Consider the following 26,391-nt stretch of genomic DNA (forward strand, 5'->3'; position numbering starts at 1 on the left):
CGGTCTCAAGCTGCCTGTTTTGCCGTGACGAACGCCGCAAGGCTCGCCACGTTGGTGAAATGGTTGCGGGTGTCCTTGGCGTCGGCGTCGATCTTGATGCCGTACTTTTTCTGGATCGCCAGGCCGAGCTCCAGGGCGTCGACGGAATCCAGGCCCAGGCCTTCGCCGAACAGCGTCTGGTCGTCGCCGATGTCCTCTGCGCTGATGTCTTCGAGGCCCAGGGCGTCGATGATCAGCTCTTTGATGTCACGGTTTAGATCGCTCATCTTCGGCGAGCTCCTTGATAAAAAATTGGTGCAAATAGTCGTTGAGCTTGCGCGAAGCCTGGGGCGCGGGGCCCTGCGCGGCAAACGTCTGTGGGTCTATATCGGCCCCGACGTGAAAACTGAAGTGCACGCGGCGACTGGGAATGCGATACCAGGGCTCGGCCTTGGTCAGGGTGGTCGGACTGACCTTGATCACCACCGGGGTAATGATTTTCGCACCGCGCAGCGCGATGGCCGCCGCGCCCCGATGAAAGGCCGGTGCCTGACCCGGTTGAGTGCGGGTGCCTTCGGGGAAAATGATCAGGGTCTGCCCGCTCTGCAACGCGCCGGCGGCAGCATCGAGCATGTCCATGCTGCCATCGTTGCTGATGTATTCGGTGCTGCGCAGCGGGCCGCGGGTGAAGGGGTTTTCCCACAGGCTTTTCTTCACCACGCAATTGGCCCCGCGCACCAGACCGATCAGGAACACCACGTCGATCAGCGAGGGATGGTTGGCGATGATCATCTGCCCCGGACGGCCGAGTCGTTCGGCGCCCTGAATGTCGTAGGTCAGCACGCCGGTACGGGCCATGAACCGGACGAAAAACCAGAACAGCCGACTGACGGTCTGGCGTGCCCGTTCGCGATGCGCAATGGCGTCGCCCGGCAGGCAACCGAGCAATGGAAATACCAGCAGGCGCAGGCACAGGCCACCGAGCCCGAACAGGGCGAAGCTGGTGGCAGTGGCCAGCAGGCGCCAGTAATAGCCGTCGCGGTTTTTTCCGATCACGGGTTGCGTTGCCAGGTCCATAGACGATTTTTCCAGGCATGTTGGCAATGGGATTGCTGATCGAGCAGGGTTCGCAGCAGATTCAGTGCGTGGGGCCACTGCGTTTTTGACCGTGCTTGCGGGGCGCTGTTCAGCGTCAGCCGCCAGTCGGTACCGGGGGTGAGCAGCAGCCCGACTGCATAGGGAAACGGAACGTCGTCGATCCATGTTGAATAGGCTTCGGGCGGTTGTTCCTCGGTGATCACCAGCAGCACCGCCGGGGCGCCTTCGTTCAGCAATGCCGCCGCTTCAAGCATGCCGTGTTCGAGGCCGTCACCAGCGGCGGCGAGTGCGGTCATTTCGCTGGTTTCGCCACGCATGATCGACCACAGGCCGATGATCGCGTTATGCACCGACAGGCTGAACTGGGTCGGCGACAGCGGCTGTTCGTTGGCCAGATCGCTGAGAATTTCAAAGGTGCGCGGGGTTTCGCCATGTCGGGAGACGAACACCAGCGGCAGATTTTCCCGACCGTCGGCCAGCGGCCAGCCGACACTGAACGCCATCCGCGCCAGACGACTGAGACGACGGCGCTGCATGGCCGGCAGAAACGACACGTCGGGTGCGGCATCGCTGCCTTCAAGCACGACCGGCTGTCGGCTCCAGGCTTGCCAGGCTTGCACACTGTCGAGCCCGGGAGCCCAGGCCCGCCATTGGGCGATGTTGAAGTTGATCACGGACATTTATCCCGCCCCTGCGGCTGATTTGACGCGGTTTCGCCAACGTCGCCGCTGAGCTGATTTAGCCGGAAATGGCATGGCGCGTGGCGCCGGGTGGCGCGCATTATCCCGGTGCGACGAGTGTGTAGCAAATGCTGGTTACACTTTGCGCAGTGAAATGGACCGAATGGTACGCAGCAAGAAACTGTCACTTGGCCATTATCCAGATTGGCAGGCGTCTGTCTGTCGGGCAGATCGGCGATCAACGGGGGGCTTTACGCCGTATTCATTGGGATATTGGCGTCTGACGCTGTAGTCCGTGTCCATCGAGGTAGCGAACCGGCACCGGGCACCACTACACTCGGTCATTCTTTGATACACGGAGGTTTTGTCATGCGGCGCGTGGTGTTCAATCAGAAAGGTGGCGTGGGCAAATCCAGCATTGCCTGCAATCTGGCAGCGGTGAGCGCCAGCGAGGGTTATCGCACGCTGTTGGTCGACCTCGATGCCCAGGCCAATTCCACTCAGTATCTGACCGGGCTCACGGGTGACGACATTCCGATGGGCATTGCCGACTTCTTCAAGCAGACCCTGTCTTCAGGGCCGTTCTCGAAAAAGAATCAGGCGGATATCTACGAAACGCCGTTCGACAACCTGCACATCATCACCGCCACCGCCGAACTGGCCGACTTGCAGCCCAAGCTCGAGGCCAAACACAAGATCAACAAGCTGCGAAAACTGCTCGACGAGCTGTCGGAAGATTACGACCGGATTTATCTGGATACGCCGCCGGCGCTGAATTTCTATGCAGTCTCTGCACTGATTGCCGCCGATCGGGTACTGATTCCCTTCGACTGCGACAGCTTTTCGCGTCAGGCCCTCTATGGTCTGATCGCCGAGATCTTCGAGTTGAAGGAAGACCACAACGAGGGCCTGGAAGTCGAAGGCATTGTGGTCAACCAGTTCCAGGCCCGGGCCAGCCTGCCGCAGCAGATCCTCGACGAACTGATCGCCGAGGGCCTGCCGGTGCTGCCGGTCTACCTCGCCAGTTCAGTGCGCATGCGCGAATCCCATCAGGCCAATACGCCGCTGATCCACCTCGATCCACGGCACAAGCTGACGCAGCAGTTCGTCGAACTGCACAACCTGCTCGAAGACGCCTGAACCCCGTCAGATGCCCTGGCTGCGCAGCCAGGCCATCAACTGTGGCAACGGGAAGGCCCCGCTCTGACGGGCCACTTCCCGGCCGTTGCGAAACAGAATCAGGCTCGGAATCGAACGAATCCCCAACTGCGCCGACAACGGCTGGTTGGCCTCGCTGTCCAGCTTGGCCAGCCGGCACTTGCCCGCCAGTTGCGCGGCCGCCTGCTCGAACACCGGCGCAAACGACTTGCACGGCCCGCACCAATCCGCCCACACGTCCACCAGCAACGGCAGATCACCCTTGATCTGACTGGCGTAATCGCCTTGCTTGAGTTCAAACGGCTTGTTCAACAACACCTCTGACTTGCAGCGCCCGCACTTCGGGTGGTCGTTGAGGCGCTCGGCGGGGATGCGGTTGAGACCGTTGCAGGAGGGGCAGGGGATGAGGAGTGGGTCGGTCATGATCGGGATCCAGTGGAGAGCTGATAACTCTTAGTTGGAGACGTTTGCTCATATTTTCAATCGTGCAGTGTTTGGCTGTGAGCCTAGGCTGAGATGAACCGATTGAGTCCGTTGGTCTGCTCGGCTGTATCGCAACTTGCGATAATTTTGATCTGTGATTAACTCCCCATAGCAGAATGCGATAAGGATGTTGCATGCATGTGTTTAGTGAAAAACCTATTCGAGAGGCCAAGGAAATTTGGCCACAGGCAGCAAGTGCATTGGCACAGTGGTTTCGTTTGGCAAAAAGAAGTAATCCGTGTGATTTCGCGGCGATGAAAGCAATTTTTCCTGCGACAGATAAAGTCGGTGAGTTTCATGTTTTCGATATTGGAGGCAACAAGCTGAGGTTGATCGCTTTCGTCAGTTATCGATCTCGGACGCTCTACATAAAGCATGTGCTTGATCACCGCGAATACGAGCGCGGTAAATGGAAGGAGGGAAAGGTATGAGCATTCTGATCAAAACGGTTGCCGAGCACTGGGAGTTTGTCTCGCCTTTGCTTCGAAAGCCGAAAAGTGAGCAGGATTACGACATGCTGGTGCGGGCTGTCGAAGAAATACTCGACATAACCGGTGATAATGAATCGCATCCATTGATGAGTCTGGTCGACATCATTGGTGACTGGATTGCGGAATGGGATCGCACGCATCACCCCATGGCCGAGGCGAGCGGCGAAGAAGTCCTCGGCTATATGATGCGCGAGCATGGTCTGACACAAAGCGACCTGCCAGGTGTCGGTACTCAATCGGTTGTTTCGGAAATTTTGAGTGGTAAACGCAAGCTCAACCTGCGTCAGATCCGCTGGTTGGCCGAGCGCTTCAACGTACCGATCGACGTGTTTACCTGACCTTGATCACGACGAGCAACTGATCTCCAAATGCTTGCCCCACTCCGGCGGCCGTTCCGCGTAGCTCTCCATTCCAGGCTGTTCCTCGAATGGATTGCTCAGCACCGCATGCAGCCGTCGCACTTCGGAATAGTCACCCTGCCCGGCGGCATCAATCGCCTTCTGCGCCAGATAGTTGCGCAGGATGTACAGCGGATTCACCGCATGCATCCGCGCACGGCGCTGTTCCTGATCGGTCGCGCCATCGCGTGCGACGCGGGCGACATAACGCTCGCCCCAGGCATCGAATCCTTTGATATCCACAAAGTCATCGCGCAGGCGAGCGACGGCCTGTTCGGCTGACTCTTCGCCCAGTCGGCGGAAGAACAGGGTGTAGTCGACGCCGCTGTTCTGCATCAGTTGCAGCAACTGCTCCAGCAGTTGCTGGTCGTCGTCCTCAGCGGTGGTGAAGCCGAAGCGCCGGCGCATCAGGTCGAGGTAGTGCGCCTGGAACAGCGGCAGGTACAGGCCGAGGGTTTCGCGCAGGGCTTCAACGCTGATGAACGGCGTCAGCGCCTGGGCCAGGGCGCTGAGGTTCCACTGGCCGACCGGCACCTGATTGCTGAAGGAGTAGCGGCCCTGATCGTCGGAGTGGTTGCAAATGAAGTTCGCGTCGAAATCGTCGAGGAAGGCGAACGGGCCGAAGTCAAAGGTGATGCCGAGGATCGACATGTTGTCGGTGTTCATCACCCCGTGGCAGAAGCCGTACGCCTGCCACTTGGCAATCAGTTCGGCGTTGCGCTCGACGATTTCTCGGAACATCGCCAGATACGGTTCCGGCTGTTCCAGGCACTCGGGGTAGTGGATCGCCAATACGTGCTCGCCAAGTTGCTTCTGGTGTTCAGGACGCTTGGTGTAATAGAAATATTCGAAATGGCCGAAACGGATGTGGCTCGGCGCCAGACGCAGCACCATCGCGGCGCGCTCCTGTTTTTCACGCCAGACTGGAGTGTCGGAGCCGATCACGCAGGCGGCGCGTGACGAAGGAATATTCAGCGCATGCAGCGCTTCGGAGGCGAGAAACTCGCGGATTGACGAACGCAGCACCGCACGACCGTCGCCCATGCGCGAGAACGGCGTCTGCCCGGCGCCCTTCAGGTGCAGGTCCCAGTGCTCGCCGGCGGCGTTGTAGACCTCGCCCAGCAACAATCCGCGCCCATCGCCCAGTTGCGGGGTGTAGCCGCCGAACTGATGCCCGGAATAGACCATCGCCCGTGGCTCGGCATCGGCCCACAACTTGTGGCCGCCGAACAGTTCGGCAAATTCCTGGGTGTCGGCCACCGCCGGGTCGAGATCCAGCAGCGCCAGGGCCGCAGGGCTGGCCACCACCAGTCGCGGATTGTCGATCGGTTCAGGCAGCACATGGGCCGAGAACGCATCGCCCAGGCGGGCGAAGCGGTTGTCGAAGGTCAGTTCGTCGAGGGATTTCAAGGACCGGCTCCAGCAGAATGTCCGAGCATTCTGCTGGGATTAGCCGGGTTAGTCGAGTTTGGCCGGTGGCGGATCCTGCAACGGTTTCTGCTCGTCGCTGACCGGCGCAATGGTTTTGGTTTCCGGCTCGATTGGCACCATCTTGTATTCCTGGCCCTGGAGGTTCTTCAGGTAAATCTCCATCTGGCGGAACGAGATGTTGATGTGCTGCTTCTTGAACTCGCGGTTGATGAAGCGGTTGACCTCATCGAGCACCGGGTTACGGTCGCCGAGATCACGCACGTGCATGCGCAGTTCGTGGTCGAGGGTGCTTTCGCCGAAGTTGAGGAAGTACACGTGCGGCTCGGGCTCCTTGAGCACGCGCGGGTTTTCCCGGGCGGCCTTGAGCAGCAGTTCCTTGACCAGATCCAGGTCGGAGCCGTAATCCACGCCCAGTTTCAGGGTTACCCGGGTGATGGTGTCGGTCAGCGACCAGTTGATCAGTTGCCCGGTAATGAACGTCTTGTTCGGGACAATGATGTCCTTGCGGTCGAAGTCGGTGATGGTCGTGGCGCGGATACGGATCTTGCTCACCGTACCCGAGAGGTTGCCGATGGTGATGGTGTCGCCGATCCGCACCGGACGTTCGAACAGGATCATGATGCCGGAGATGAAGTTCGCGAAGATCTCCTGCATGCCGAAACCCAGGCCCACCGACAGCGCCGCCACCAGCCATTGCAGCTTGTCCCAGCTGACGCCGAGGGTCGACAGGGTCGAGACGAAACCGACCCCGGCGATCACGTACGACAGCAGCGTCGTGGTCGCGTAGGCGCTGCCCTGGGCCAGATTGAGCTTCGACAATACGAACACTTCAAGCAGGCCCGGCAAGTTGCGGGCGAGCGCAAAGGTGATGCCGATGATGATCAGCGCGCCGAGCATGTCGCCGATGCTGATCGGCACCATGCTCATGTTGGCGCCGGTGCCGCTGGTGTATTCGTAGAGGGTGATGTTGTCGAGGTACGAGAACACCGTGATCAGGTCGGCCCAGACCCAGTACAGCGCGGCGATGAAACCGCCGAGCAGTGCCAGACGGATCAGGCGCAGGGACTGTTCGTTGACCTTTTCGATGTCCAGGGTCGGCTCTTCGATCACCGCTTCGCCGTCGCCGGCTTCTTTCGCGGCCTGACGTTTGGCCAGGGCGCGCTGGTAAGCCAGGCGGCGTGCCGCAACCGCCAGTCCACGGACGAAAGTCGCTTCGATCACCAGCCAGAACATCAGCAGGTACAGGGTGTTGATCAAGCGGTCGCTGAGCTTCAGCGCGGTGTAGTAGTAGCCGAAGCACACGGCGACGAACAGCGCGATGGGCAGCAAGGTAAACATCACGCCCACGGCCTTGCGAAACAGCGAGGCGTTTTCGTGGGTCGGGCTGCTGATCAGCAGGCGGCTGAGCAGCCACGCCATCAGGGCGTAGCAGGTCAGCACCACCGGCATGCCGATAACGTCATCGGCCAGCGCCGCCGGTTGCAGCTCGGCAACCGCCACCACCGCCACCAATGCCATGACCACCAGACCGAGGCGACGGACCCAGCCTTGCAGGAATTCGACCTGCGGCTTTTCCCAGCGGAAGTGCAATTCGGCGACGCCGCCCGGCGCGAGGATCCGGTAAGCGGTGTAGAACACCAGCCACGCCTGGGCCATTTGCAGCAGCGCCGCGCCCATGTTGGCGTTCTGCCCGCGAGCGTCGATCTGCAACGCCAGCCCGCACAGGGCCAGGCCCAGCGCCACGGGCATTGCCAGCAGAATATTGATCAGGATCGCCTGCGGCGTGTGCCACTGGCTGTCACGCTTGAAGTGACCGATGTCCTGGTGAACCTTGTTCAGGCGCGAATAAAGTTGCTTGCGCCGCCACAGCAGTGCGCCGATCAGCAGCGCCAGCGGCAGGAACAACAACGGTCGCTGGGTCAGGCCGTCGGTCAGTTCGCTCAAGCTCGAGGCCAGCGGCAAGGTGTCGATCTGACGCTTGAGACGTTCCGGCACGCCGCGCATCCATTCGGTGTCCAGCGGCTTGTTGCTCGGAATCCAGAACATCTGCTCGTCGAGGGTCGCGCGCAGGCTTTGCGCGGTGCTCAGCAGTTGTTTCTGGTTCAGTTGCAGGGTGATCGACTCGTTGAGCATCGCGCTCAGTTCGCGACTCAGCCGCTCCAGCAGATCGACGCGGGTGTTGGCCAGCTCCAGCAGACTCTTGCGCAGTTGTGGCGTGACTTGCTCCGGCGGCTGGGTGGACAGCAGGTTGTCGACGTAAGTCGCCGGATTGCTCAGTTGTTCGCGCTGTTGGTTGATTTCGAACTGGTACAGGCGAATGTCGGCGATCTGATCCGCCAGGTCGCGGTCGACCTTGAGGCGCGGCAGCGCTTGCTTCTGCTTATAGAGAATCTTCGACAGCAGCAGGCTGCCCTTGAGCACGTTGATCTGCTCGTCGAGAGCCGAGTCGCTCTGGGTCACGCTGTCGAGTTGCTGTTTGGTCTGCAGGTTCTGCTGGGTCAGTTCGTTGAGGCGGTCAGTGCTTTTCAGCAGATAGTCGGAGAGCTTGAGGTTGGCCGCGCTTTCCGTGGCGAGCAGAGTGCTGCTGCCGGACTTCTGCGCCTCGATCGACTGCTGCGTCACGGTTTCCTGCGACAGGGTCAAGCGCTTCTGGTTGATCAGGGTTTGCAGTTCCTGGATCTCGCGATCCAGACGGTCGGATTTTTCCGAGAGCAGGTCATGCTGACTGTTGCCCAGATCCTGCAACTGGCTGTTGCCGGCCAGCTCCTGACGGCGCAGCGGGATCAACGCGTTGAGCGCCGCCAGCTCGGCGTTGAGCAGGTCGCGCTGCTCGGCGCTGACGGTCTTGCCGGCGTCCTTGCCGGACTTGAGGATGTTGTTGATCTGCTGGATGCGCGTCTGGCTGCTGGAAATCTCGGCCTGGGCGCGCTCGGGGCGGGTCTGGGCGGTGATGATCAGGCTGTTGGCGTCGGCCAGGGCCTTTTGCAGATCGCTTTGCTGGGTCGAACGCTCGGTGAGCATCTGCTCCAGCTGCTGGATGTTTTCCTTGGGGAAGCGCTGCGCCACCGGCACCACGGCGCTGGCCTTGAGGCGGGTCAGTTCGCGCGAATTCTCGATGGTCTGCTTCGGCGCAGTGGCCAACTGCTGCTTGAGGTCGATCAGCTTCTGTTCGTAGTCACGCCGGTTGTTGAGCTGGTTCAGCGTGTTTTGCAGGACCGTCTGCAGGGCCTTCTTGTCGGCCTCGGGCAGTTTGCTGTCGGTGAGTTTGTCCAGGCTGGCCTGCACGGCGTCGCTGGACGGCGGTTCGGCGGCTTGCAGCGGGCCGACGGAAAGACTCAGGCCCAACAGGGCCGCGAGGAAAAAGGAGCGCAGGGTAGGCATAGAGACCGGTCAAGCAAGTGAGAGTGGACGCAGTTTAGAGGAAGAGTCCGGGGCCCGGGCGACTTCCTTCGGGGAATCTGACGCCCACTTTGGCGATCTTGTTCCCGTCCATGACCGCAACCGTCCAGTGGGTGTTGTTCCATTCCACCTGGTCGCCAACGATCGGTGCACCGCCGACTTTCTGGGCAATGAAGTGGCCCAGGGTCATGTCCGGATCGATGCCTTCGGCGGGCAGGCCGTACAGGGCGGCAACCGCTTTGAGCTGGGCGTCTCCTTCGAGTACGAAGTCGCCGAAGAAACGCAGATCCAGGCCGCGTTGTGGCGCCTGGCTGAACAGTTTTCCGAGGGCCGGAAGGTTGTGTTCATGGCCGATGACGCACAGCAAATCATCGACCTCCAGCACCGTACTACCCGACGGATGGAGCAATTGCTGACCGCGAAACAGGGCCGCGATACGTGTGCCTTCAGGCATCTTCAGTTCGCGCAGGGGCGAGCCGATGCACCATTTTTCCGCGCCGAGCTTGTAGACGAACAGCTCCCACTCGCTGGTGACGTGCACTTCGAGGGCGGCGCGGGAGATCGGCGCCGGTTCCGGCGGCACGGTCACCTTGAGCAGCTTGGCCACCCACGGCAGGCTCGTGCCCTGCACCAGCAGTGACACCAGCACGATAAAGAACGCGAGGTTGAAGTACAGCTGCGCATTCGGCAGCCCGGCCATCAGCGGGAACACCGCCAGAATGATCGGCACCGCGCCGCGCAGGCCCACCCAGGAAATGAAGGCTTTCTCGCGGCCGTGGAAGGCCTTGAACGGCAGCAGCCCGACCAGCACCGACAGCGGCCGTGCGAACAGAATCATCCACAGCGCCAGACCCAGGGCAGGCACGGCGATCGGCAGCAGATCATGCGGCGTGACCAGCAGGCCCAGCACCAGGAACATGCCGATCTGCGCCAGCCACGCCATGCCGTCGAGCATGTGCAGAATGCCGTGACGGCTGCGCACCGGGCGGTTACCGATCACCAGGCCGCACAGGTACACGGCGAGGAAGCCGCTGCCGTGCAGGGCGTTGGTCAGGGCGAACACCACCAGGCCGCCGGCGATCACCAGAATCGGATACAGACCGGCGGCAAGATTGATCCGGTTGACCATTTGCAGCATCAGCCAGCCCCCACCCAGACCGATCACGCCACCGATGCCGAACTCGCGGATCAGGTGGGTCAACAGGCTCCAGTGCAGGCCGGTCTGGCCGCTGGCAAGCATGTCGATCAGGGTCACGGTGAGGAACACCGCCATCGGGTCGTTGCTGCCGGATTCGATTTCCAGGCTGGCGGTCACCCGCTCGTTCAGGCCCTTGCCGCCGAGCAGCGAGAACACCGCGGCGGCGTCCGTGGAGCCGACGATGGCGCCGATCAGCAGGCCTTGTATCAGATTGAGGTCAAACAGCCACGCGGCGGCCATGCCGGTGAGGCCGGTGGTGATAAGAACCCCGACCGTCGCCAGCGACAAGGCCGGCCACAGGGCCACGCGGAAACTGGACACCCGGGTGCGCAAGCCGCCGTCGAGCAGGATCACTGCCAGCGCGAGGTTGCCGACCAGATAGGCCGTCGGGTAGTTATCGAAAATGATCCCGCCGCCATCGACCCCGGCAGCCATGCCGACCGCGAGGATGATCACCAGAATCGGGATGCCGAGACGCGAAGACAGGGAGCTGACAAGAATACTTGCGCCTACCAGCAACGCGCCGATCAAGAACAGGCTGTTGATGGTCGTCGCATTCAAAGGCAGTACTCCAGAAGCGGAAAGACGGGCACAAACTGACCATGCAGTCTGCGTGCCAGCGATTCTAACCTGTTGAAATGTGATGCTGTCAAAAAGCTTTTTCAGCTTGGCGCAAGATCGTTCCCACGCAGACGGTTCGACGCCTCGACGTGGGAGCGATCAATGCAGAGGGTTAGAGGCTGAACCGCCCAACCATATTGTTCAGATCCAGCGCCAGGCGCGACAGCTCGTTGCTCGCCGCACTGGTCTGATTCGCGCCGGTCGCCGATTGCACCGACAGATCGCGGATGTTCACCAGGTTGCGATCCACTTCCCGCGCCACTTGCGCCTGCTCTTCGGCGGCGCTGGCGATCACCAGGTTGCGCTCGTTGATTTCGACGATGGCCGTGTTGATCGTGTCCAGCGACAGGCCGGCGCCACGGGCGATGTTCAGGGTCGACTCGGCGCGTTCGGTGCTGTTGCGCATCGAGTCCACGGCGTGTTCGGTGCCGCTCTGGATGCTGCCGATCATGCGCTCGATTTCGCTGGTCGACTGCTGGGTGCGGTGGGCCAGGGCACGGACCTCATCGGCCACCACGGCAAAACCACGACCGGCTTCACCGGCACGGGCCGCTTCGATGGCCGCGTTCAGTGCCAGCAGGTTGGTCTGGTCAGCCAGACCACGGATCACGTCCAGCACCTTGCCGATATCGCGGGATTCGTTGGCCAGATCGCCGATCAGGGTCGCGGTGCTCTGCACGTCGGCGCTCATGCGTTCGATGGCGCTGACGGTTTCCTGCACCAGATCACGGCCGTCGCCGGCGGAGGTGGTGGCGTTCTTCGAGGCTTCCGAGGTGCTGACCGCGTTGCGCGCAACTTCTTCCACGGCGCTGGTCATCTCGTTGACCGCCGTGGCGGCCTGCTCGATTTCGTTGTTCTGCTGGGTCAGGCCTCGGGCGCTTTCATCGGTGACGCTGTTCAGCTCTTCGGCGGCAGAGGCCAGTTGGGTGGCCGAGCCGGAAATCCGTTGCAGCGTGTCGCGCAGCTTCGATTGCATTTTGGCCATGGCGGCCAGCAGGCGTCCGGCTTCGTCGGTGCCGTCCACGTGGATCGGCTGGGTCAGGTTGCCTTCGGCGATGGTTTCCGCTGCATCCAGCGCCTTGGCGATCGGCTTGGTGATGCTGCTGGTCAACAGCCAGGCGAACAGCAAGGTCAGGCCGGTGGCAATCACCAGCAGGGTCACCACCAGATTGAACGACATCGAATACTGATCAGTGGCGCCCTGATTGGTCTCGGCGATCTGTTGGGTGTTGATCTCCAGCAAACGCGCGAGGGCGGTATTCACCGCTTCGGAGTTGGCGAGCAAATCGGTGTTGAGCAGTTGCCGCAGTTCATCGACCTGGTTGTTGCGCGACAGAGTCTTCATGCGGTCTTCGAGCTGGCGGTACTGCGCCAGCAACTGCAGGTACTGATCGTACGCCGCGCGTTCTTGCGAGCCACTGATCAGGGGTTCGTAGGCGCGTTGCGCGTCGGCGATCTGCCGGTTGCGCAGATCAAACAGTTCGATGGTTTTTTGCTGGACATCTGGCTCACGGTTGATCAGCAACCGATACGACAGCACGCGCAGGCGCAGGGTCAACTGGGTGAATTCGTCGAGGGCCTTGATCGATGGCACGCTGGCCGTGGCGATGTCTTCGCCCGCCGCACGGATTTTGCTCATCTGGTTCAGGGCGAACACGCCGAGAATCAGCATCAGGCCGCCGATCAGGGCGAAACCGGTGAACGCCCGGGGGGCGATATTCATGTTGCGAAGGGACATGGTGCGAATACCAGGGAAGGGCCGCATCCGTGCGGGCTGAGACTGCTGTTGGGTGACTTATCGGTCATACGACTAAAGTCTTGAGGCCGTGTGCGTATTTGTCGCATGGGGCGTCGGGCGACGAAGTGCAGGAACCAGATCGGCAGATCACAGTCTCTAACACTCGCAAGAACGGTCGGCCGCCAGGAAAATCAAGGCCTTGCGCCGGTTTAACCCTGGCGTCAACGACGACTTTTCTTTATCGTACGCGCCCTTTGAAAAAGCCCTGGAAGATCAAAATGTTGGAAGCATCCCTCAGCCAATTGGAACAGCTCGTCAGCGATCTGGTGCAACAGAACCAGACCCTGTCGGAAACCAACCAGACCCTGTCCACGGAACTGGCCCAGGCCAAGGATGAAAACGAAAGCCTGCAACTGAGCCTGATGGAACAGGAAGAAAAGCACGGCGCCACCGCCGCACGCATCCAGGCCCTGGTTGATCGCGTCAACGCAGGTCCTGTCAGCGCATGAACCACGGCACAGCAGGGGTAAAGGTCATCTCCATCATGGGGGAGGACTATTCGATCAAGGCACCGGCCGGGGAAGAACAGACCCTGCTGGACGCTGCGTTGATGCTCAAGGCCGCACTGGCCGACACCAAGAAGAAATACCCGACCCTGATCGGTGACCGCCTGCTGGTGCTGGCGGCAATGAATCTGTGCTCGCAGCAGATTGAAATGAAGAAGCAGCACCAGCAGGAACTCGAGCGTTACCAAGAGCAAGTCAGCGCCACGGTCGAGACCATCGCCAAAACCATCAATCAGGGCTGATGGGGTTGCGCACAACCAAGGAATAAGATTGTCGATTGCGTTGTATACAATCGGCACGGCTGTTGCAGTGTTTCAGCCTCTTATTCTTTGGGGGTGCTCCATGCAGTTCTGGCGTCGCAGTATTCAATGGCAGTTGATCCTCGGCATGGGCACCGCCCTGCTGGTCAGCATTCTGATCGTGGTTGGCATTTATACCCTGGTGGTCAACCGTCTCGCCCAGAGCTATCTGGTCGAGCAGGCCCTGCCGTCGAGCATCGAAGCGACGCGCAACGACATCGAACGAATCCTCGTTCAACCTCTCACCGCCGCCAAGGACATCGCCAGCAACACCATGGTCCGCGACTGGCTGGCCAATGGTGAGGAATCCGGCAAAACGGCGGGCTTCGCGCAGTATCTGGAAGGCATCCGCGCCGAACACAAGGCTTTTACTGCTTTGATCATCGGCACCGGATCCAATCACTACATCACCGAGAAAGGCCTGGATCGCACCCTCAGTCGCGACAAACCGGCCGATGCGTGGTTCTACTCGTTTCTCGACAGCAATCAGCCGCGAACCCTGAACATCGACAACGACGGAGCCACCGGAGAGCTGGCGCTGTTCATCGATTTGAAGGTGGAGCAGGCCGGCAAAGTGGTGGGCGTCGCGGGGCTCGGGCTGAGCATGAAAGAGCTGTCGGAGCTGATCCACAATTTCAGCTTCGGCGAGCGCGGCAAGGTCTATCTCGTGCGTTCCGACGGTTTGATCCAGGTCCATCCCGAGGCACAGTTCAGCGGCAAGCGCACCTTGAGCGAGCAGATCGGCGCCTCAGCAGCACAAGCAGTCATGGGCCATAAAGCGGCGAGCAACAGCAGCTTCCAGCGCGACGGCGAAGATTTCCTCGCCTTCAGCCTGCCTTTGCGCGACCTCGGCTGGACCCTGGTGGCCGAAGTGCCACAGTCGCAGATCTACGCCGAAGCCCGCCGGGCGATGTGGATGAGCAGCGGGATCGGTCTGACGGTGGCGCTGGTTTGTCTGGCGCTGGTGATCTGGCTGGCCCAGGGGCTGGTGCGACCGATTCGTCAGGTAACAGCTGCGCTGGTAGCCATCGGTAGCGGTGGTGGAGATTTGACTCACCGGTTAGATTCCAGTCGCGCCGATGAACTGGGCGATCTTGCACGGGGCTTCAACCGTTTCCTCGACAGCCAGCGTGGGATGATCGGCGAAGTGCTGACCACCAGCGAGCGCCTGCGCGTTGCCGTCAGCCAGGTGGCCAGGGTTGTGGACAACACCGCCGAACGCTCCGGCCGTCAGCAGGAAATGACCGACATGGTCGCTACCGCCGTCCACGAAATGGGCCTGACCGTGCAGGAGATTGCCCAAAACGCTGGCAATGCTGCGCTCGCCTCGCAAACCGCCCGTGACGAAGCGATGCAGGCGCGGGAAGTGGTCGGCAGTTCGATTCGCCATATTGAAAGCATGTCCGATGACATCGGCGTCGCCGCCGGCGCGGTGGGTGAGCTGGCGCATCAGGTGGCGTCCATCGATCAGGTGCTGGCGGTGATTCGCGGGGTGTCCGAGCAGACCAACCTTTTGGCATTGAACGCGGCGATTGAAGCGGCGCGGGCCGGGGACATGGGGCGTGGTTTTGCGGTGGTGGCCGATGAGGTTCGGACGCTGGCGCGCCGGACTCAGGCGTCTACCGACGAAATTCAGCAGATGATCGGCAGCCTCAAGCAAGGTGCGGAGAATGCGGTGTCATCGATGCGCACCGGCCAGGCCGCGACGGGCACCGGAGTCGAGTCGAGCCAGCGTACCGGGGCGTCGCTGACGGCGATAACCGGGCAGGTCGAGCGCATCAGCGACATGAACCATCAGGTCGCGACGGCGACGGAAGAGCAGTCGGCGGTGACCGAGGAGATCAACCGCAACGTGCAGGGCATCTCCGATCTGGCCCGGGCGACGGCGGGGGAGGTTCGGGCGTGTCGTGAGGATTGTCAGATGCTGCAGCGGTTGGCAGATGATCTGGCGCGGCAGATGGGTGGGTTCAAACTGAGCTGACTGATCGTTCCCTGTCGAGGCACTGATCGTTCCCACGCAGAGCGTGGGAACGATCATTAAGAGGTCAAAACCACGCATCCTGCATTGCCAGACACGTATCATCCCGCGCCTCCAGCAACGCCAGCTCATGCTGACACCCCGGCACTTCCCACGTCAGAAAGTACCGCGCCGCCTGCAACTTGCCCTTATAGAAGTCGGCATCTGCCGCATTCCCCTTGGCCAGGCCTTCCTCGGCACGTATCGCCTGCTCCAGCCAGCGCCAGCCAATCACCGCGTGCCCGAACACTTTCAGGTACAGCGCCGAATTCGCCAGGCTGCTGTTGACCTTGCCCTGGGCCAGATCGGTCAGCAGACCGATGGTCACGCTCTGCAAGCGCGCCACCAGTGTCTCCAGCGGCTCACGCAATGTAGTCAACGATTCGTACGCCACCGCGCGCTCGGCGGTGTCGGCGATCAGACGGATCAGTTGCTTGAGTCCGGCGCCACCGTTCTGCGCCAGTTTGCGCCCCAGCAAATCCAGCGACTGAATGCCGTGGGTGCCTTCGTGGATCGGGTTCAGGCGGTTGTCGCGGTAGTACTGCTCCACCGGGTATTCGCGGGTGTAACCATGGCCACCGAGAATCTGGATCGCCAGTTCGTTGGCCTTCAGGCAGAACTCCGACGGCCAGGATTTGACGATCGGGGTCAGCAAGTCCAGCAGTTCGTGGGCCTGTTTGCGCTCGGCTTCGGTTTCCAGCGTGGTGGTGTCATCGAACAGCCGCGCCGCGTACAGACCGAGATCAAATGCCCCTTCGACGTAGGATTTCTGCGTCAACAGCATGCGTCTGACATCGGCGTGCTGAATGATCGCCACCGGTGCCGTGGTCGGATCCTTGCTGTCCGGCACTCGGCCCTGCGGGCGTTCGCGGGCGTATTCCAGCGAGTACAGGTAACCGGCATAGCCGAGCATCACTGCACCCATGCCGACGCCGATCCGCGCCTCGTTCATCATCTGGAACATGTAGCTCAAACCGTGGTGCGGCTTGCCCACCAGATAGCCGACGCACTCACCGTTATCGCCGAAGTTCAGCGCCGTGGACGTGGTGCCGCGCCAGCCCATCTTGTGGAACAGCCCGGCCAGCAACACGTCATTCCGCTTGCCCAGACTGCCGTCATCATTGACCAGAAACTTCGGCACGATAAACAGCGAAATACCTTTCACCCCGGCCGGCGCGTCCGGCAGCTTGGCCAGCACCATGTGCACGATGTTTTCCGAGAGCGGGTGGTCGCCGCCGGAGATGAAGATCTTGTTGCCCTTGAGGCGATAAGTGCCGTCGGACGCAGGCTCCGCGCGGGTACGAATATCCGACAGCGACGAACCGGCATGGGGTTCGGTCAGGGCCATGGTGCCGAAGAAGCGGCCGTCGATCATCGGCTGCAGGAAGCGTTGCTTCTGCTCTTCGGTGCCGAAACTTTCGATCAGGTTGGCCGCGCCCATGGTCAGGAACGGATAGGAAGTCGATGCCGCGTTGGCCGACTGGAAGTGGGCGAAACAGGCCTGGGACAACAGTGTAGGAAGTTGCATGCCGCCGGCGTCGAAACTGCGCGCCGCGTTGAGGAATCCGGCTTCGAGGAAGGCATCCACCGCCGGTTTCACCTCGGGAATCAGAATCGCCTGACCGTTCTCATAGCGCGGCTCGTTCTCATCGCCCTTGCGGTTGTGCGGTGCGAAGTACTTTTCGGCGATGTTGCGCGCCGTGCCAATGGCGGCGTCGAAGGTTTCCCGGTTGTGTTCGGCAAACCGCTCGCGCCGGGTCAGGCCCTCGGCATCGAGGACTTCGTACAGCTCGAAAGCCAGATTGCGGGAACTGAGCAGCGTCTCGGACATGGCGGCCTACCTTTTTTGGAATGGGCCGAGTCTAGGTGTGCGAATAAAGGCTGAACAGCAAGATTGATAACGGTGATAGACAGGCCAAAAAAATGGGCGCCGGTGAGGACGCCCATTTTCAGGTTGCTGTACTGATCGTTCCCACGCTCTCGCGAGAGTTAGCCGATGGTCATCAGGCTGGCGTTACCGCCCGCCGCCGCAGTGTTGACGCTCAGCGCGCGCTCGATCACCAGGCGCTCCAGCGCAATGTTGGTCTCGCCCTGGGACAGGCCCTGAACCCCGACAATGGCGCCGGCACGCTTGGCAATCTGCTGGCAGACCGCACGCAACTGGTCGGAATGGCCGTGATGCAGAACCGCATCGAACACCACGTCGTCCTTGTTCCAGTCGGAAACCAGTTTGATCCGCGCCTGAATCTCCTTCGGCAGGCGTGCGAACAATGCCTTGCTGGTGTCGGATTCCGGCCAGACTGCCGAACCGCCCACCGCCAGTACTGCAGCCAGCTGGGTCAGCAGATCACCTTCGATGTCCGCCAGGCACAGCACGTGCTCGCGTGGCAGGATCGCGTAGCTGTTCTTCTCGCCGGTCGGGCCGGCCAGCACGCGGGTGATACCGCTTTGTGACTGCGCTGCGTACTGCACGCACAGAGTGCTCAGATCCGCGAACTTGTTGCTGTCGGCCCAGGCTTTCAGGGCGGTCAGCGGTTTGCTCATGGCGTCGCGCAGACGAACATCCGGCGCCACGGTAGCATCACCGCGAGCGAAGGATTGTTCGATGGCGTCGGTAGGACGCGTCGACAGCAGACGGTACAGGTACAGCGGGCCACCGGCCTTCGGACCCGTACCCGACAGACCTTCGCCACCGAACGGCTGGACGCCGACCACGGCACCCACAATGTTGCGGTTGACGTAGACGTTACCGGCGTTGACGTTGTCGATCACCTTGGCGATGGTCTCGTCGATGCGGGTGTGCACGCCGAGGGTCAGGCCGTAACCGGAGGCGTTGATCTGGGCGATCAACTGGTCGATCTCTTTGCGCTTGTAGCGCACCACGTGCAGCACCGGGCCGAAGATCTCGCGTTGCAGCTCGTCGAAGCTTTCCAGCTCGATCAGGGTCGGCATGACGAAGGTGCCGCGCTTGACTTCCTCGGTGTCGGCGATGGCCACCTGGTACACGTTGCGACCTTTGTCGCGCATGCCCTGGATGTGCTTCTCGATACCGGCCTTGGCTTCGGCGTCGATTACCGGGCCGATGTCCACGGACAGGCGCTCCGGGTTGCCGAGACGGCTTTCAGCCATCGCGCCTTTAAGCATTTCGATGACGCGATCTGCGGAATCTTCCTGCAAGCACAGGACACGCAGGGCCGAGCAACGTTGGCCGGCGCTGTCGAAGGCCGACGACACCACGTCGATCACCACCTGTTCGGTCAGTGCCGAAGAGTCGACGATCATCGCGTTCTGGCCGCCAGTTTCGGCGATCAGCGGAATCGGACGGCCCTGGTTGTCGAGGCGACCGGCGATGTTGCGTTGCAGCAGGCGCGCGACTTCGGTGGAACCGGTGAACATCACGCCTTTGACGCGCTCATCGCCCACCAGACCGGCGCCGACGGTTTCACCGCGACCCGGCAGCAGTTGCAATACGCCTTCCGGAATCCCGGCTTCGAGCAGCAAGCGTACGGCTTGTGCGGCCACCAGCGGAGTCTGTTCAGCCGGTTTGGCCAGCACCGGGTTACCGGCGGCCAGTGCGGCGGCAACCTGGCCGCTGAAGATCGCCAGCGGGAAGTTCCACGGGCTGATGCAGACCACCGGGCCCAGTGGGCGGTGGGCGTCGTTGCTGAAATCGTTGCGCGCCTGCACCGCGTAATAACGCAGGAAATCGACGGCTTCGCGGACTTCGGCGATGGCGTTGGCGAAGGTCTTGCCGGCTTCGCGGGCCAGCAGGCCCATCAGCGGCTGGATCTCGCCTTCCATCAAGTCAGCGGCACGTTCCAGAATCGCGGCACGTTCGGCCGGCGGGGTGGCCTGCCAGATCGGTGCGGCGTTCAGGGCGCACTGAATGGCGTTGTCGACGTCTTCGACCGTGGCTTCCTGCACGTGGCCGACCATGTCACGCAGATCGGACGGGTTGAGCACCGGTGCCGGCGCTTCGTTGCTGGAAGCGCAACCGAGCATCGGCGCAGCTTTCCAGTTGTTGTGCGCGGTCGCCAGCAGGGCGCAGGACAGCGATGCCAGGCGATGTTCGTTGGCCATGTCGATGCCGCTGGAGTTGGCGCGCTCGGAACCATACAGGTCACGTGGCAGCGGAATGCGCGGGTGCGGCAGGCCGAAACCACCTTCCACGGTCGCCATCTGCTCGATGCTGGCCACCGGATCGGCCACCAGTTCCTGAATCGAAATCGACTGGTCGGCGATACGGTTGACGAACGAAGTGTTGGCGCCGTTTTCCAGCAGACGACGTACAAGGTACGCCAGCAGGGTTTCGTGGGTGCCGACCGGAGCGTACACGCGGCACGGACGGTTCAGCTTGCCTTCGGAAACTTTGCCTACAACCTGCTCGTACAAAGGTTCGCCCATGCCGTGCAGGCACTGGAACTCATACTGGCCCGGGTAATAGTTCTGACCGGCAATGTGATAAATCGCCGACAGGGTGTGGGCGTTGTGCGTGGCGAACTGCGGGTAGATGACTTCCGGTACCGACAGCAGTTTGCGCGCGCAGGCGATGTAGGAAACGTCGGTGTACACCTTGCGGGTGTAGACCGGATAGCCTTCCAGGCCTTCGACCTGGGCGCGCTTGATTTCGCTGTCCCAGTACGCGCCTTTCACCAGGCGGATCATCAGGCGATGACGGCTGCGGCGAGCCAGGTCGATCACGTAGTCGATCACGTACGGGCAACGCTTCTGGTAAGCCTGGATCACGAAACCGATGCCGTTCCAGCCGGTCAGTTGCGGCTCGAAGCACAGGCGCTCGAGCAGATCCAGCGACAGCTCCAGGCGGTCGGCTTCTTCGGCGTCGATGTTCAGGCCGATGTCGTATTGCTTGGCCAGCAGGGTCAGCGACAGCAGGCGCGGGTACAGCTCGTCCATGACGCGCTCGTACTGGGCACGGCTGTAACGCGGGTGCAGGGCCGACAGTTTGATCGAGATGCCCGGGCCTTCATAAATCCCACGGCCGTGGGACGCTTTGCCGATCGAGTGAATGGCTTGTTCGTACGAGGCCAGGTACTTCTGGGCGTCGTGTTCGGTCAGCGCCGCTTCACCGAGCATGTCGTAGGAATAACGGAAGCCCTTGGCTTCGAACTTGCTCGCATTGGCCAGGGCTTCGGCGATGGTTTCACCGGTCACGAACTGCTCGCCCATCAGGCGCATGGCCATGTCGACGCCCTTGCGGATCATCGGCTCGCCGCTCTTGCCAATGATGCGGCTCAGGGACGAAGTCAGGCCGGCTTCGTTATGGGTGGAGACCAGTTTGCCGGTCAGCAGCAGGCCCCAGGTCGCCGCGTTGACGAATAGCGACGGGCTGTTGCCCAAATGTGGCTGCCAGTTGCCGGTGCTGATCTTGTCGCGGATCAGCGCATCGCGAGTGCCTTTGTCCGGAATACGCAGCAGTGCTTCGGCCAGGCACATCAGCGCCACGCCTTCCTGGGACGACAGGGAAAACTCCTGCAGCAGGCCCTGAACAATGCCTGCACGACCGCCGGCACTCTTCTGGTTACGCAGTTTTTCCGCGATGGTCGCGGCGAGTTTGTTGGTGGCTTCGGCCATCGGTGCCGGCAGGCGAGCCTGTTCGATCAGCATCGGCACCACTTCCGGCTCTGGGCGACGGTAAGCGGCGGTAATCGAGGCACGCAGCACCGATTGCGGCAGGATGCTTTCGGCGAATTCAAGGAAGCATTGGTGAGCGTGATCGGTATGGACTTCGCCCGCGTCGTCGGCGTCCTTGGCGGTCAGACCGTTCAGCTCGGTCAGGGTTGCACCACCCTCGAGTTTTTCCAGGTAATTGAAAATTGCCTGCTTGATCAGCCAGTGTGGTGTGCGATCAATCGAGGTTGCGGCGGCCTTCAGGCGTTCGCGGGTCGGGTCGTCAAGTTTGACCCCAAGGGTGGTGGTAGCCATATTTTTATCCTCATAGGTGCCGCAGTTGCGCGACAACAGCTGGCGGCAAGATTAGCCGCGAGCCGAATGAGGTGCAACCGGGTGCAACCCTTTTTTTGTCGGAATATTCTGCAGCTCGTCAGGAAATAATTTCTGGTACGAAAGTGCTGCTCCTGCTTGGTGCTTTTGCTTCTAGAAAAGTGTTGTGACTGCATTAAAAGGGAGCAAAAAATCCCTTCCGTAGGATAAATCCGACTGGGTGCAACTAATTCGCCAGAAACTGGTTGCACCTGTTTTGCTTTGTTGCATAGGATTCGCGCCCAAGGTGCAACCGGGAAACCCGGCGCACCGGCCAATGGCTTTCCTGGGGAAACATTGGTCATAAATGCGCGGCCGTGCGAATCGTCTGTCAGACGTCAGTCTGCAAACGGTGCAACCGCCGCCGCTAAATAAAAACAAAGCCAGGGCACGTACGTAATGAGCGCAAGCAACCCAACCCTGATCACGTTCGTGATCTACATCGCAGCAATGGTGCTGATCGGCTTCATGGCCTATCGCTCCACCAACAACCTTTCTGACTACATTCTGGGCGGCCGCAGCCTGGGCAGCGTGGTGACGGCATTGTCCGCCGGCGCTTCCGACATGAGCGGCTGGTTGCTGATGGGCCTGCCGGGCGCCATCTACATGTCCGGTCTGTCCGAAGGCTGGATCGCCATCGGCCTGGTCATCGGTGCCTACCTGAACTGGCTGTTCGTCGCCGGTCGTCTGCGTGTTCAAACCGAACACAACGGCGATGCGCTGACCCTGCCGGACTACTTCGCCAGCCGTTTCGAAGACAAAAGCGGTCTGCTGCGGATCATTTCGGCCGTCGTGATTCTGGTGTTCTTCACTATCTACTGCGCTTCCGGCATCGTGGCCGGTGCACGCCTGTTCGAAAGCACCTTCGGCATGTCCTACGAGACCGCGCTGTGGGCCGGTGCTGCGGCGACAATTGCCTACACCTTCGTCGGCGGTTTCCTCGCGGTGAGCTGGACCGACACCGTGCAAGCCACCCTGATGATCTTCGCCCTGCTGCTGACGCCGATCATCGTGCTGCTGGCTACCGGCGGCGTCGACACCACGTTCCTGGCCATCGAAGCACAGGACCCGAGCAACTTCGACATGCTCAAAGGCACCACTTTCATCGGCATCATCTCGCTGATGGGTTGGGGTCTGGGCTACTTTGGCCAGCCGCACATCCTGGCGCGCTTCATGGCCGCTGACTCGGTGAAATCGATCGCCAAGGCCCGTCGCATCTCCATGACCTGGATGATCCTGTGCCTGGGCGGCACCGTGGCCGTGGGCTTCTTCGGTATCGCCTACTTCTCGGCGCACCCGGAAGTCGCGGGTCCAGTGACCGAGAACCACGAGCGCGTGTTCATCGAGCTGGCGAAAATCCTGTTCAACCCGTGGGTGGCCGGCGTGCTGTTGTCGGCGATTCTCGCCGCGGTGATGAGCACCCTGAGCTGCCAGTTGCTGGTGTGCTCCAGCGCCCTGACCGAAGACTTCTACAAGGCTTTCCTGCGTAAATCCGCTTCGCAAGTCGAGCTGGTATGGGTCGGTCGAGCGATGGTGTTGCTGGTTGCACTGATCGCCATCGCGATGGCCGCCAACCCGGACAACCGTGTGCTGGGTCTGGTGTCCTACGCCTGGGCCGGTTTCGGTGCTGCCTTCGGTCCGGTGGTGCTGATCTCGGTGATCTGGAAAAAGATGACCCGTAACGGCGCACTGGCCGGCATCCTGGTCGGCGCGATCACCGTGATCGTGTGGAAGCATTTCGAACTGCTGGGCCTGTACGAAATCATCCCGGGCTTCATCTTCGCCAGCCTGGCGATCTACCTGGTCAGCCTGATGGGCCAGCCGAGCGCCGGCATGGTTCAGCGCTTTGAAGCAGCCGAGAAGGATTTCCATCTGAACAAGTGATGGGAATGAGCTGAGGCTCACAAGAAAACGGCTCGTTTCCTACCAGGAAGCGAGCCGTTTTTTATTGCCTGCGATTTTTCCGAAGGAAAAGTCTGTAGTCGAATGCGCCGATTATTGAAGGGAATATCGAAGTTTCAAGTAGGGCAAATCTGATTTTCCAGTCACTCAACCTGCACCCCTTGCCCCTCATGCAGAATCGCCCGCCCTCCATCTGCAGAGAGACATCGGATGTTCGCGCCTGCCAATCAACCGCGTTTCACGTTGACCGTCGAAGGCGCCCAGTTTGACCTCAAAGTCCTTGAGTTCACGGGCAAGGAAGCCATCAGCCAACCCTTCCGTTTTGACCTGGAGCTGGTCAGTGAACGGCCGGATCTGGATCTGGAAAGCCTGCTGCACTGTCAGGCGTTTCTGGGTTTTGATGAAGACGGTTCCGGTATCCACGGTCAGATCTATCGGGTCGGGCAGGGGGATTCCGGCAAGCGTCTGACCCGCTATCACGTCAGTCTCGTTCCGCGTCTGGCCTATCTGGGGCATCGGATCAATCAGCGAATCTTCCAGCACCAGAGCGTGCCGCAGATCGTGACGCAGATCCTCAAGGATCACGCGATCCTGCGCGATGCCTTCGCGTTTCGTCTCGGCAGCGATTACCCGCCCCGTGAATATTGTGTGCAGTACGCCGAGAGCGATCTGGCGTTCATTCAGCGGCTGTGTGCCGAAGTGGGCATTCATTTCCATTTTCAGCACAGCCCGGACGGACATCTGTTGGTGTTCGGCGACGATCAGACGGTATTCCCGCGTCTGGCCGGGCCGACGCTGTACCTGCCGGGCAGCGGCATGGCCGCATCGGCACCGGCGATCAAGCGTTTCACCGTTCGCGTTGAAACCCGCACCAGCGTGGTCACCCGGCGTGATTACGACTTCACCAAACCCCGGCTGGCGCTGCAAAGTCGCGCCGAAAGCGAACAGCGCCCGGTGCTGGAGGATTACCACTTTCCTGGCCAGTTCACCGAGCGCGAAACCGGCAAGCAACTGGCCCAGCGCACCCTTGAACGACATGTCGCCGACTACCGTCAGGCCGAGGGCCGCAGCGATCAATCCGCCTTGGTCAGCGGACATTTCCTGCAACTGAGTGAGCATCCGCGCCAGGATTTGAATGATCTCTGGCTGCTGACCTCGCTCGAACACCATGGCCGGCAGCCGCAAGTGCTGGAGGAATCGGTGACCAGCGATGGCGAAGAATTCCAGGGTTACCGTAATACCTTTCTCGCCACGCCGTGGGACGTGTTCTTCCGCCCCCCCATCGGCCCGGAAAAACCACGGATGCTTGGCTATCAACCGGCCGTGGTCACCGGCCCGAAAGACAGTGAAATCCATTGCGACGAATATGGCCGGGTCAAGGTGCAACTGGCCTGGGATCGCGACGGTGAACTCAACGAGCATTCCAGCTGCTGGCTGCGGGTCGCCAGCGGCTGGGCCCATGATCGTTATGGCAGTGTGCTGATCCCCCGGGTCGGCATGGAAGTGCTGGTGGGGTTCATCGATTCCGACGCCGACAGACCGCTGGTCATGGGTTGCCTGCCGAACGCCGCCACGCCGGTTCCGCTGGAGCTGCCGGCCGACAAGACCCGCAGCATTTTCCGCAGTCAGAGTAGTCCGGGCGGCGGGGGCTACAACGAATTGCGCATCGAGGATCGCAAAGGCGCCGAGGAAATCTACCTGCGCGCCCAACGAAACTGGACGCAGCACGTGTTGAATGATCAGCAGGTGCAGGTCGACAACCAGCGCAGCGTCGTCGTCACGGGCCTTGCTAAACATGAACTGAAAGCCGATGAGCAGCGCATCACCCACGGCCAGCGTCAGACCGAAGTGAAGCAGGACGACCACCTCACGGTGACCGGCGACCGGCACATCCGCGTGAACAATCAGGCGATCAACGCCAGTGCTCAATTTCACGTCAGCGCCGGCCAGCAAGTGGTGATCGACGGCGGGGCGAGCGCGACGATTCAGGCGGGCGGGCAGTGGATCAACATTGGCCCCGGCGGAATCTTCAGCAGCGTGCCGATTGTGGTGGGTGGCGCGCCGATGGCGGCGATGAGTGCAGCGCCGACAGTGCCCGGCTTGCCGGAAAACCTGATGGCGGCACCGGCAGCTATTCTGACTGCCGCGCAAATCATGAGCCTTAAAAGTGATGCGCCGTTCTGCGAAGAATGCGAGCGCTGCAAGGACGGTGTCTGTGCGGCCTGATCAATGGTTGAAGGATGAGCCGCTGAAACCGTCGGAGCAGTTGTTCGCGATTTTCAGTAGCGCCAGTGCGGCAGAGCCACTGAAGGCCTGGCCGCTGAAAGCGCAGGTGCCGAAACCGATCTGGGCGGAAACGATCTACGCCGAGTGGGATGCGGTGATGCCCTACGTGGGAATCGTCGAAGCGGACAGTGAGTTTCTGGATTGGGTGGCGACCACGGAGTCTCGCGACTGGGGTTGGTTGGCCGTATCTTCGGCGGGGCTTGAAGCGGTGGTCGAGCACTTCCGCAGTTTGACCCAGGTGCTGATGCCTGACGGGAAAGCGGTGTTTTTCCGATTTTGGGATGGGCGGTATTGGTTGCCGATCCTTGAGTGGCCCGAGGTGGATGCCGGGCGATTACTGCCGGTCCTCTCGCGAGGATTGATCAACGGTCAGGCCGTCGAGATCGGGGGCAGGGCGCGGGTCTCGGGTCGGGAGTTTCCTTGGTGGTCGGTGCCGGAAAAGCTGCTGGCGCAATTCGGCGATGATGCCCGGATCAACAACGCCTTGCAGTGGTTGAGCGAGGAGCAGCCGGCGTTGTTCGAAGCGTTCCCCGCCGATGTCTTGCGCTGCAAGGTTGTCAGATTCTTTGCGGCTTCAGCGTCGGACGAATCGTCGGCTTCGGCATTGCTGGACTGCTTACGGGACGAATCAGAGTGAAATTTCCGGG

19 protein-coding genes and 2 pseudogenes are annotated in these 26,391 nt (G+C 61.2%); 10 read left to right on the forward strand and 11 right to left on the reverse strand.

Annotated elements, in window-relative coordinates:
- Positions 1–5: 5 nt before the first annotated feature.
- From L6D81_RS16910 to L6D81_RS16920, 3 genes are read right to left on the reverse strand one after another with little or no spacing between them, the layout of a single operon-like run.
- A complete protein-coding gene (locus tag L6D81_RS16910; RefSeq protein WP_085701087.1) occupies positions 6–266 on the reverse strand; it encodes a phosphopantetheine-binding protein in 261 nt (86 codons plus the stop codon).
- Positions 247–1,056 carry a lysophospholipid acyltransferase family protein gene (locus L6D81_RS16915; RefSeq protein WP_236181135.1) on the reverse strand — a complete coding sequence of 270 codons (810 nt, stop codon included), beginning with the start codon at positions 1,054–1,056 and terminating at the stop codon, positions 247–249. The genes L6D81_RS16910 and L6D81_RS16915 overlap by 20 nt, the downstream gene beginning before the upstream one ends.
- Positions 1,032–1,757 carry a beta-ketoacyl synthase chain length factor gene (locus L6D81_RS16920; protein ID WP_236181136.1) on the reverse strand — a complete coding sequence of 242 codons (726 nt, stop codon included), beginning with the start codon at positions 1,755–1,757 and terminating at the stop codon, positions 1,032–1,034. Before L6D81_RS16920 ends, L6D81_RS16915 begins: the two co-directional genes overlap by 25 nt.
- 369 nt (positions 1,758–2,126) lie before the next feature.
- On the opposite strand from L6D81_RS16920, the gene L6D81_RS16925 reads away from it, so the two are divergent.
- On the forward strand, positions 2,127–2,897 hold the full coding sequence (locus L6D81_RS16925) for a ParA family protein (protein WP_236181137.1): 771 nt from the start codon (positions 2,127–2,129) through the stop codon (positions 2,895–2,897).
- Between the two features lie 6 nt (positions 2,898–2,903).
- Here the strand turns inward: L6D81_RS16925 and trxC are convergent, their stop codons facing one another.
- Positions 2,904–3,338, reverse strand: a complete 435-nt coding sequence (gene trxC / locus L6D81_RS16930) for a thioredoxin TrxC (protein ID WP_236181138.1) — start codon at positions 3,336–3,338, stop codon at positions 2,904–2,906.
- Positions 3,339–3,532: 194 nt separating this feature from the next.
- Here trxC and L6D81_RS16935 point away from each other — a divergent pair, with 194 nt between their 5' ends.
- Both L6D81_RS16935 and L6D81_RS16940 read left to right on the forward strand, forming a co-directional pair.
- On the forward strand, positions 3,533–3,829 hold the full coding sequence (locus L6D81_RS16935; RefSeq protein ID WP_207984807.1) for a type II toxin-antitoxin system HigB family toxin: 297 nt from the start codon (positions 3,533–3,535) through the stop codon (positions 3,827–3,829).
- The gene (locus L6D81_RS16940; RefSeq protein WP_236181139.1) at positions 3,826–4,227 is read left to right on the forward strand and encodes a helix-turn-helix domain-containing protein; all 402 of its coding nucleotides are present in this window, start codon (positions 3,826–3,828) and stop codon (positions 4,225–4,227) included. Before L6D81_RS16935 ends, L6D81_RS16940 begins: the two co-directional genes overlap by 4 nt.
- Before the next feature lie 6 nt (positions 4,228–4,233).
- On the opposite strand, the gene selO is transcribed toward L6D81_RS16940, so the two are convergent.
- The 5 genes and pseudogenes from selO to L6D81_RS29685 all read right to left on the reverse strand — a co-directional run.
- On the reverse strand, positions 4,234–5,697 hold the full coding sequence (gene selO / locus L6D81_RS16945) for a protein adenylyltransferase SelO (protein ID WP_236181140.1): 1,464 nt from the start codon (positions 5,695–5,697) through the stop codon (positions 4,234–4,236).
- A 48-nt stretch (positions 5,698–5,745) separates the two neighbouring features.
- Positions 5,746–9,099 carry a mechanosensitive channel MscK gene (gene mscK, locus L6D81_RS16950; protein ID WP_236181141.1) on the reverse strand — a complete coding sequence of 1,118 codons (3,354 nt, stop codon included), beginning with the start codon at positions 9,097–9,099 and terminating at the stop codon, positions 5,746–5,748.
- 34 nt (positions 9,100–9,133) lie between these two features.
- Positions 9,134–10,876 (reverse strand): potassium/proton antiporter, encoded by a 1,743-nt coding sequence (locus L6D81_RS16955; RefSeq protein ID WP_236181142.1) that lies wholly within the window; start codon positions 10,874–10,876, stop codon positions 9,134–9,136.
- A 172-nt stretch (positions 10,877–11,048) separates the two neighbouring features.
- Positions 11,049–11,921 carry a methyl-accepting chemotaxis protein gene (locus tag L6D81_RS29680; RefSeq protein ID WP_371850982.1) on the reverse strand — a complete coding sequence of 291 codons (873 nt, stop codon included), beginning with the start codon at positions 11,919–11,921 and terminating at the stop codon, positions 11,049–11,051.
- Positions 11,922–11,951: 30 nt separating this feature from the next.
- Positions 11,952–12,701 (reverse strand): annotated as a pseudogene (locus L6D81_RS29685) (MCP four helix bundle domain-containing protein); the annotation flags it as partial.
- Positions 12,702–12,952: 251 nt separating this feature from the next.
- On the opposite strand from L6D81_RS29685, the gene L6D81_RS16965 reads away from it, so the two are divergent.
- From L6D81_RS16965 to L6D81_RS29835, 4 genes and pseudogenes are all read left to right on the forward strand, one after another.
- Positions 12,953–13,183, forward strand: coding sequence for a hypothetical protein (locus L6D81_RS16965; protein ID WP_007952320.1), 231 nt, complete (start codon positions 12,953–12,955; stop codon positions 13,181–13,183).
- A complete protein-coding gene (locus L6D81_RS16970) occupies positions 13,180–13,482 on the forward strand; it encodes a cell division protein ZapA (protein ID WP_039766503.1) in 303 nt (100 codons plus the stop codon). The genes L6D81_RS16965 and L6D81_RS16970 overlap by 4 nt, the downstream gene beginning before the upstream one ends.
- Before the next feature lie 145 nt (positions 13,483–13,627).
- Positions 13,628–14,653: pseudogene (locus L6D81_RS29830) on the forward strand (cache domain-containing protein); the annotation flags it as partial.
- Positions 14,654–14,788: 135 nt separating this feature from the next.
- The gene (locus tag L6D81_RS29835) at positions 14,789–15,520 is read left to right on the forward strand and encodes a methyl-accepting chemotaxis protein (RefSeq protein ID WP_445009270.1); all 732 of its coding nucleotides are present in this window, start codon (positions 14,789–14,791) and stop codon (positions 15,518–15,520) included.
- Positions 15,521–15,584: 64 nt separating this feature from the next.
- Here L6D81_RS29835 and L6D81_RS16980 read toward each other — a convergent pair whose 3' ends face one another.
- Complete coding sequence (locus L6D81_RS16980) at positions 15,585–17,387, reverse strand: acyl-CoA dehydrogenase (RefSeq protein ID WP_236181145.1); 1,803 nt, start codon at positions 17,385–17,387, stop codon at positions 15,585–15,587.
- A gap of 158 nt (positions 17,388–17,545) precedes the next feature.
- Positions 17,546–21,499, reverse strand: coding sequence for a trifunctional transcriptional regulator/proline dehydrogenase/L-glutamate gamma-semialdehyde dehydrogenase (gene putA / locus L6D81_RS16985; RefSeq protein ID WP_236181146.1), 3,954 nt, complete (start codon positions 21,497–21,499; stop codon positions 17,546–17,548).
- Between the two features lie 456 nt (positions 21,500–21,955).
- Between putA and putP the strand changes: the two genes are divergently transcribed.
- From putP to L6D81_RS17000, 3 genes are all read left to right on the forward strand, one after another.
- Entirely contained in the window at positions 21,956–23,440 is a 1,485-nt protein-coding gene (gene putP / locus L6D81_RS16990; RefSeq protein ID WP_236181147.1) for a sodium/proline symporter PutP, read from the forward strand.
- A gap of 228 nt (positions 23,441–23,668) precedes the next feature.
- The gene (locus L6D81_RS16995) at positions 23,669–25,684 is read left to right on the forward strand and encodes a type VI secretion system Vgr family protein (RefSeq protein ID WP_236181148.1); all 2,016 of its coding nucleotides are present in this window, start codon (positions 23,669–23,671) and stop codon (positions 25,682–25,684) included.
- Entirely contained in the window at positions 25,629–26,381 is a 753-nt protein-coding gene (locus tag L6D81_RS17000) for a DUF4123 domain-containing protein (RefSeq protein ID WP_236181149.1), read from the forward strand. Before L6D81_RS16995 ends, L6D81_RS17000 begins: the two co-directional genes overlap by 56 nt.
- The last annotated feature ends 10 nt before the right edge of the window (positions 26,382–26,391 follow it).

The organism is Pseudomonas sputi (assembly GCF_021603585.1).
GTDB classification, from domain to species: domain Bacteria; phylum Pseudomonadota; class Gammaproteobacteria; order Pseudomonadales; family Pseudomonadaceae; genus Aquipseudomonas; species Aquipseudomonas sputi.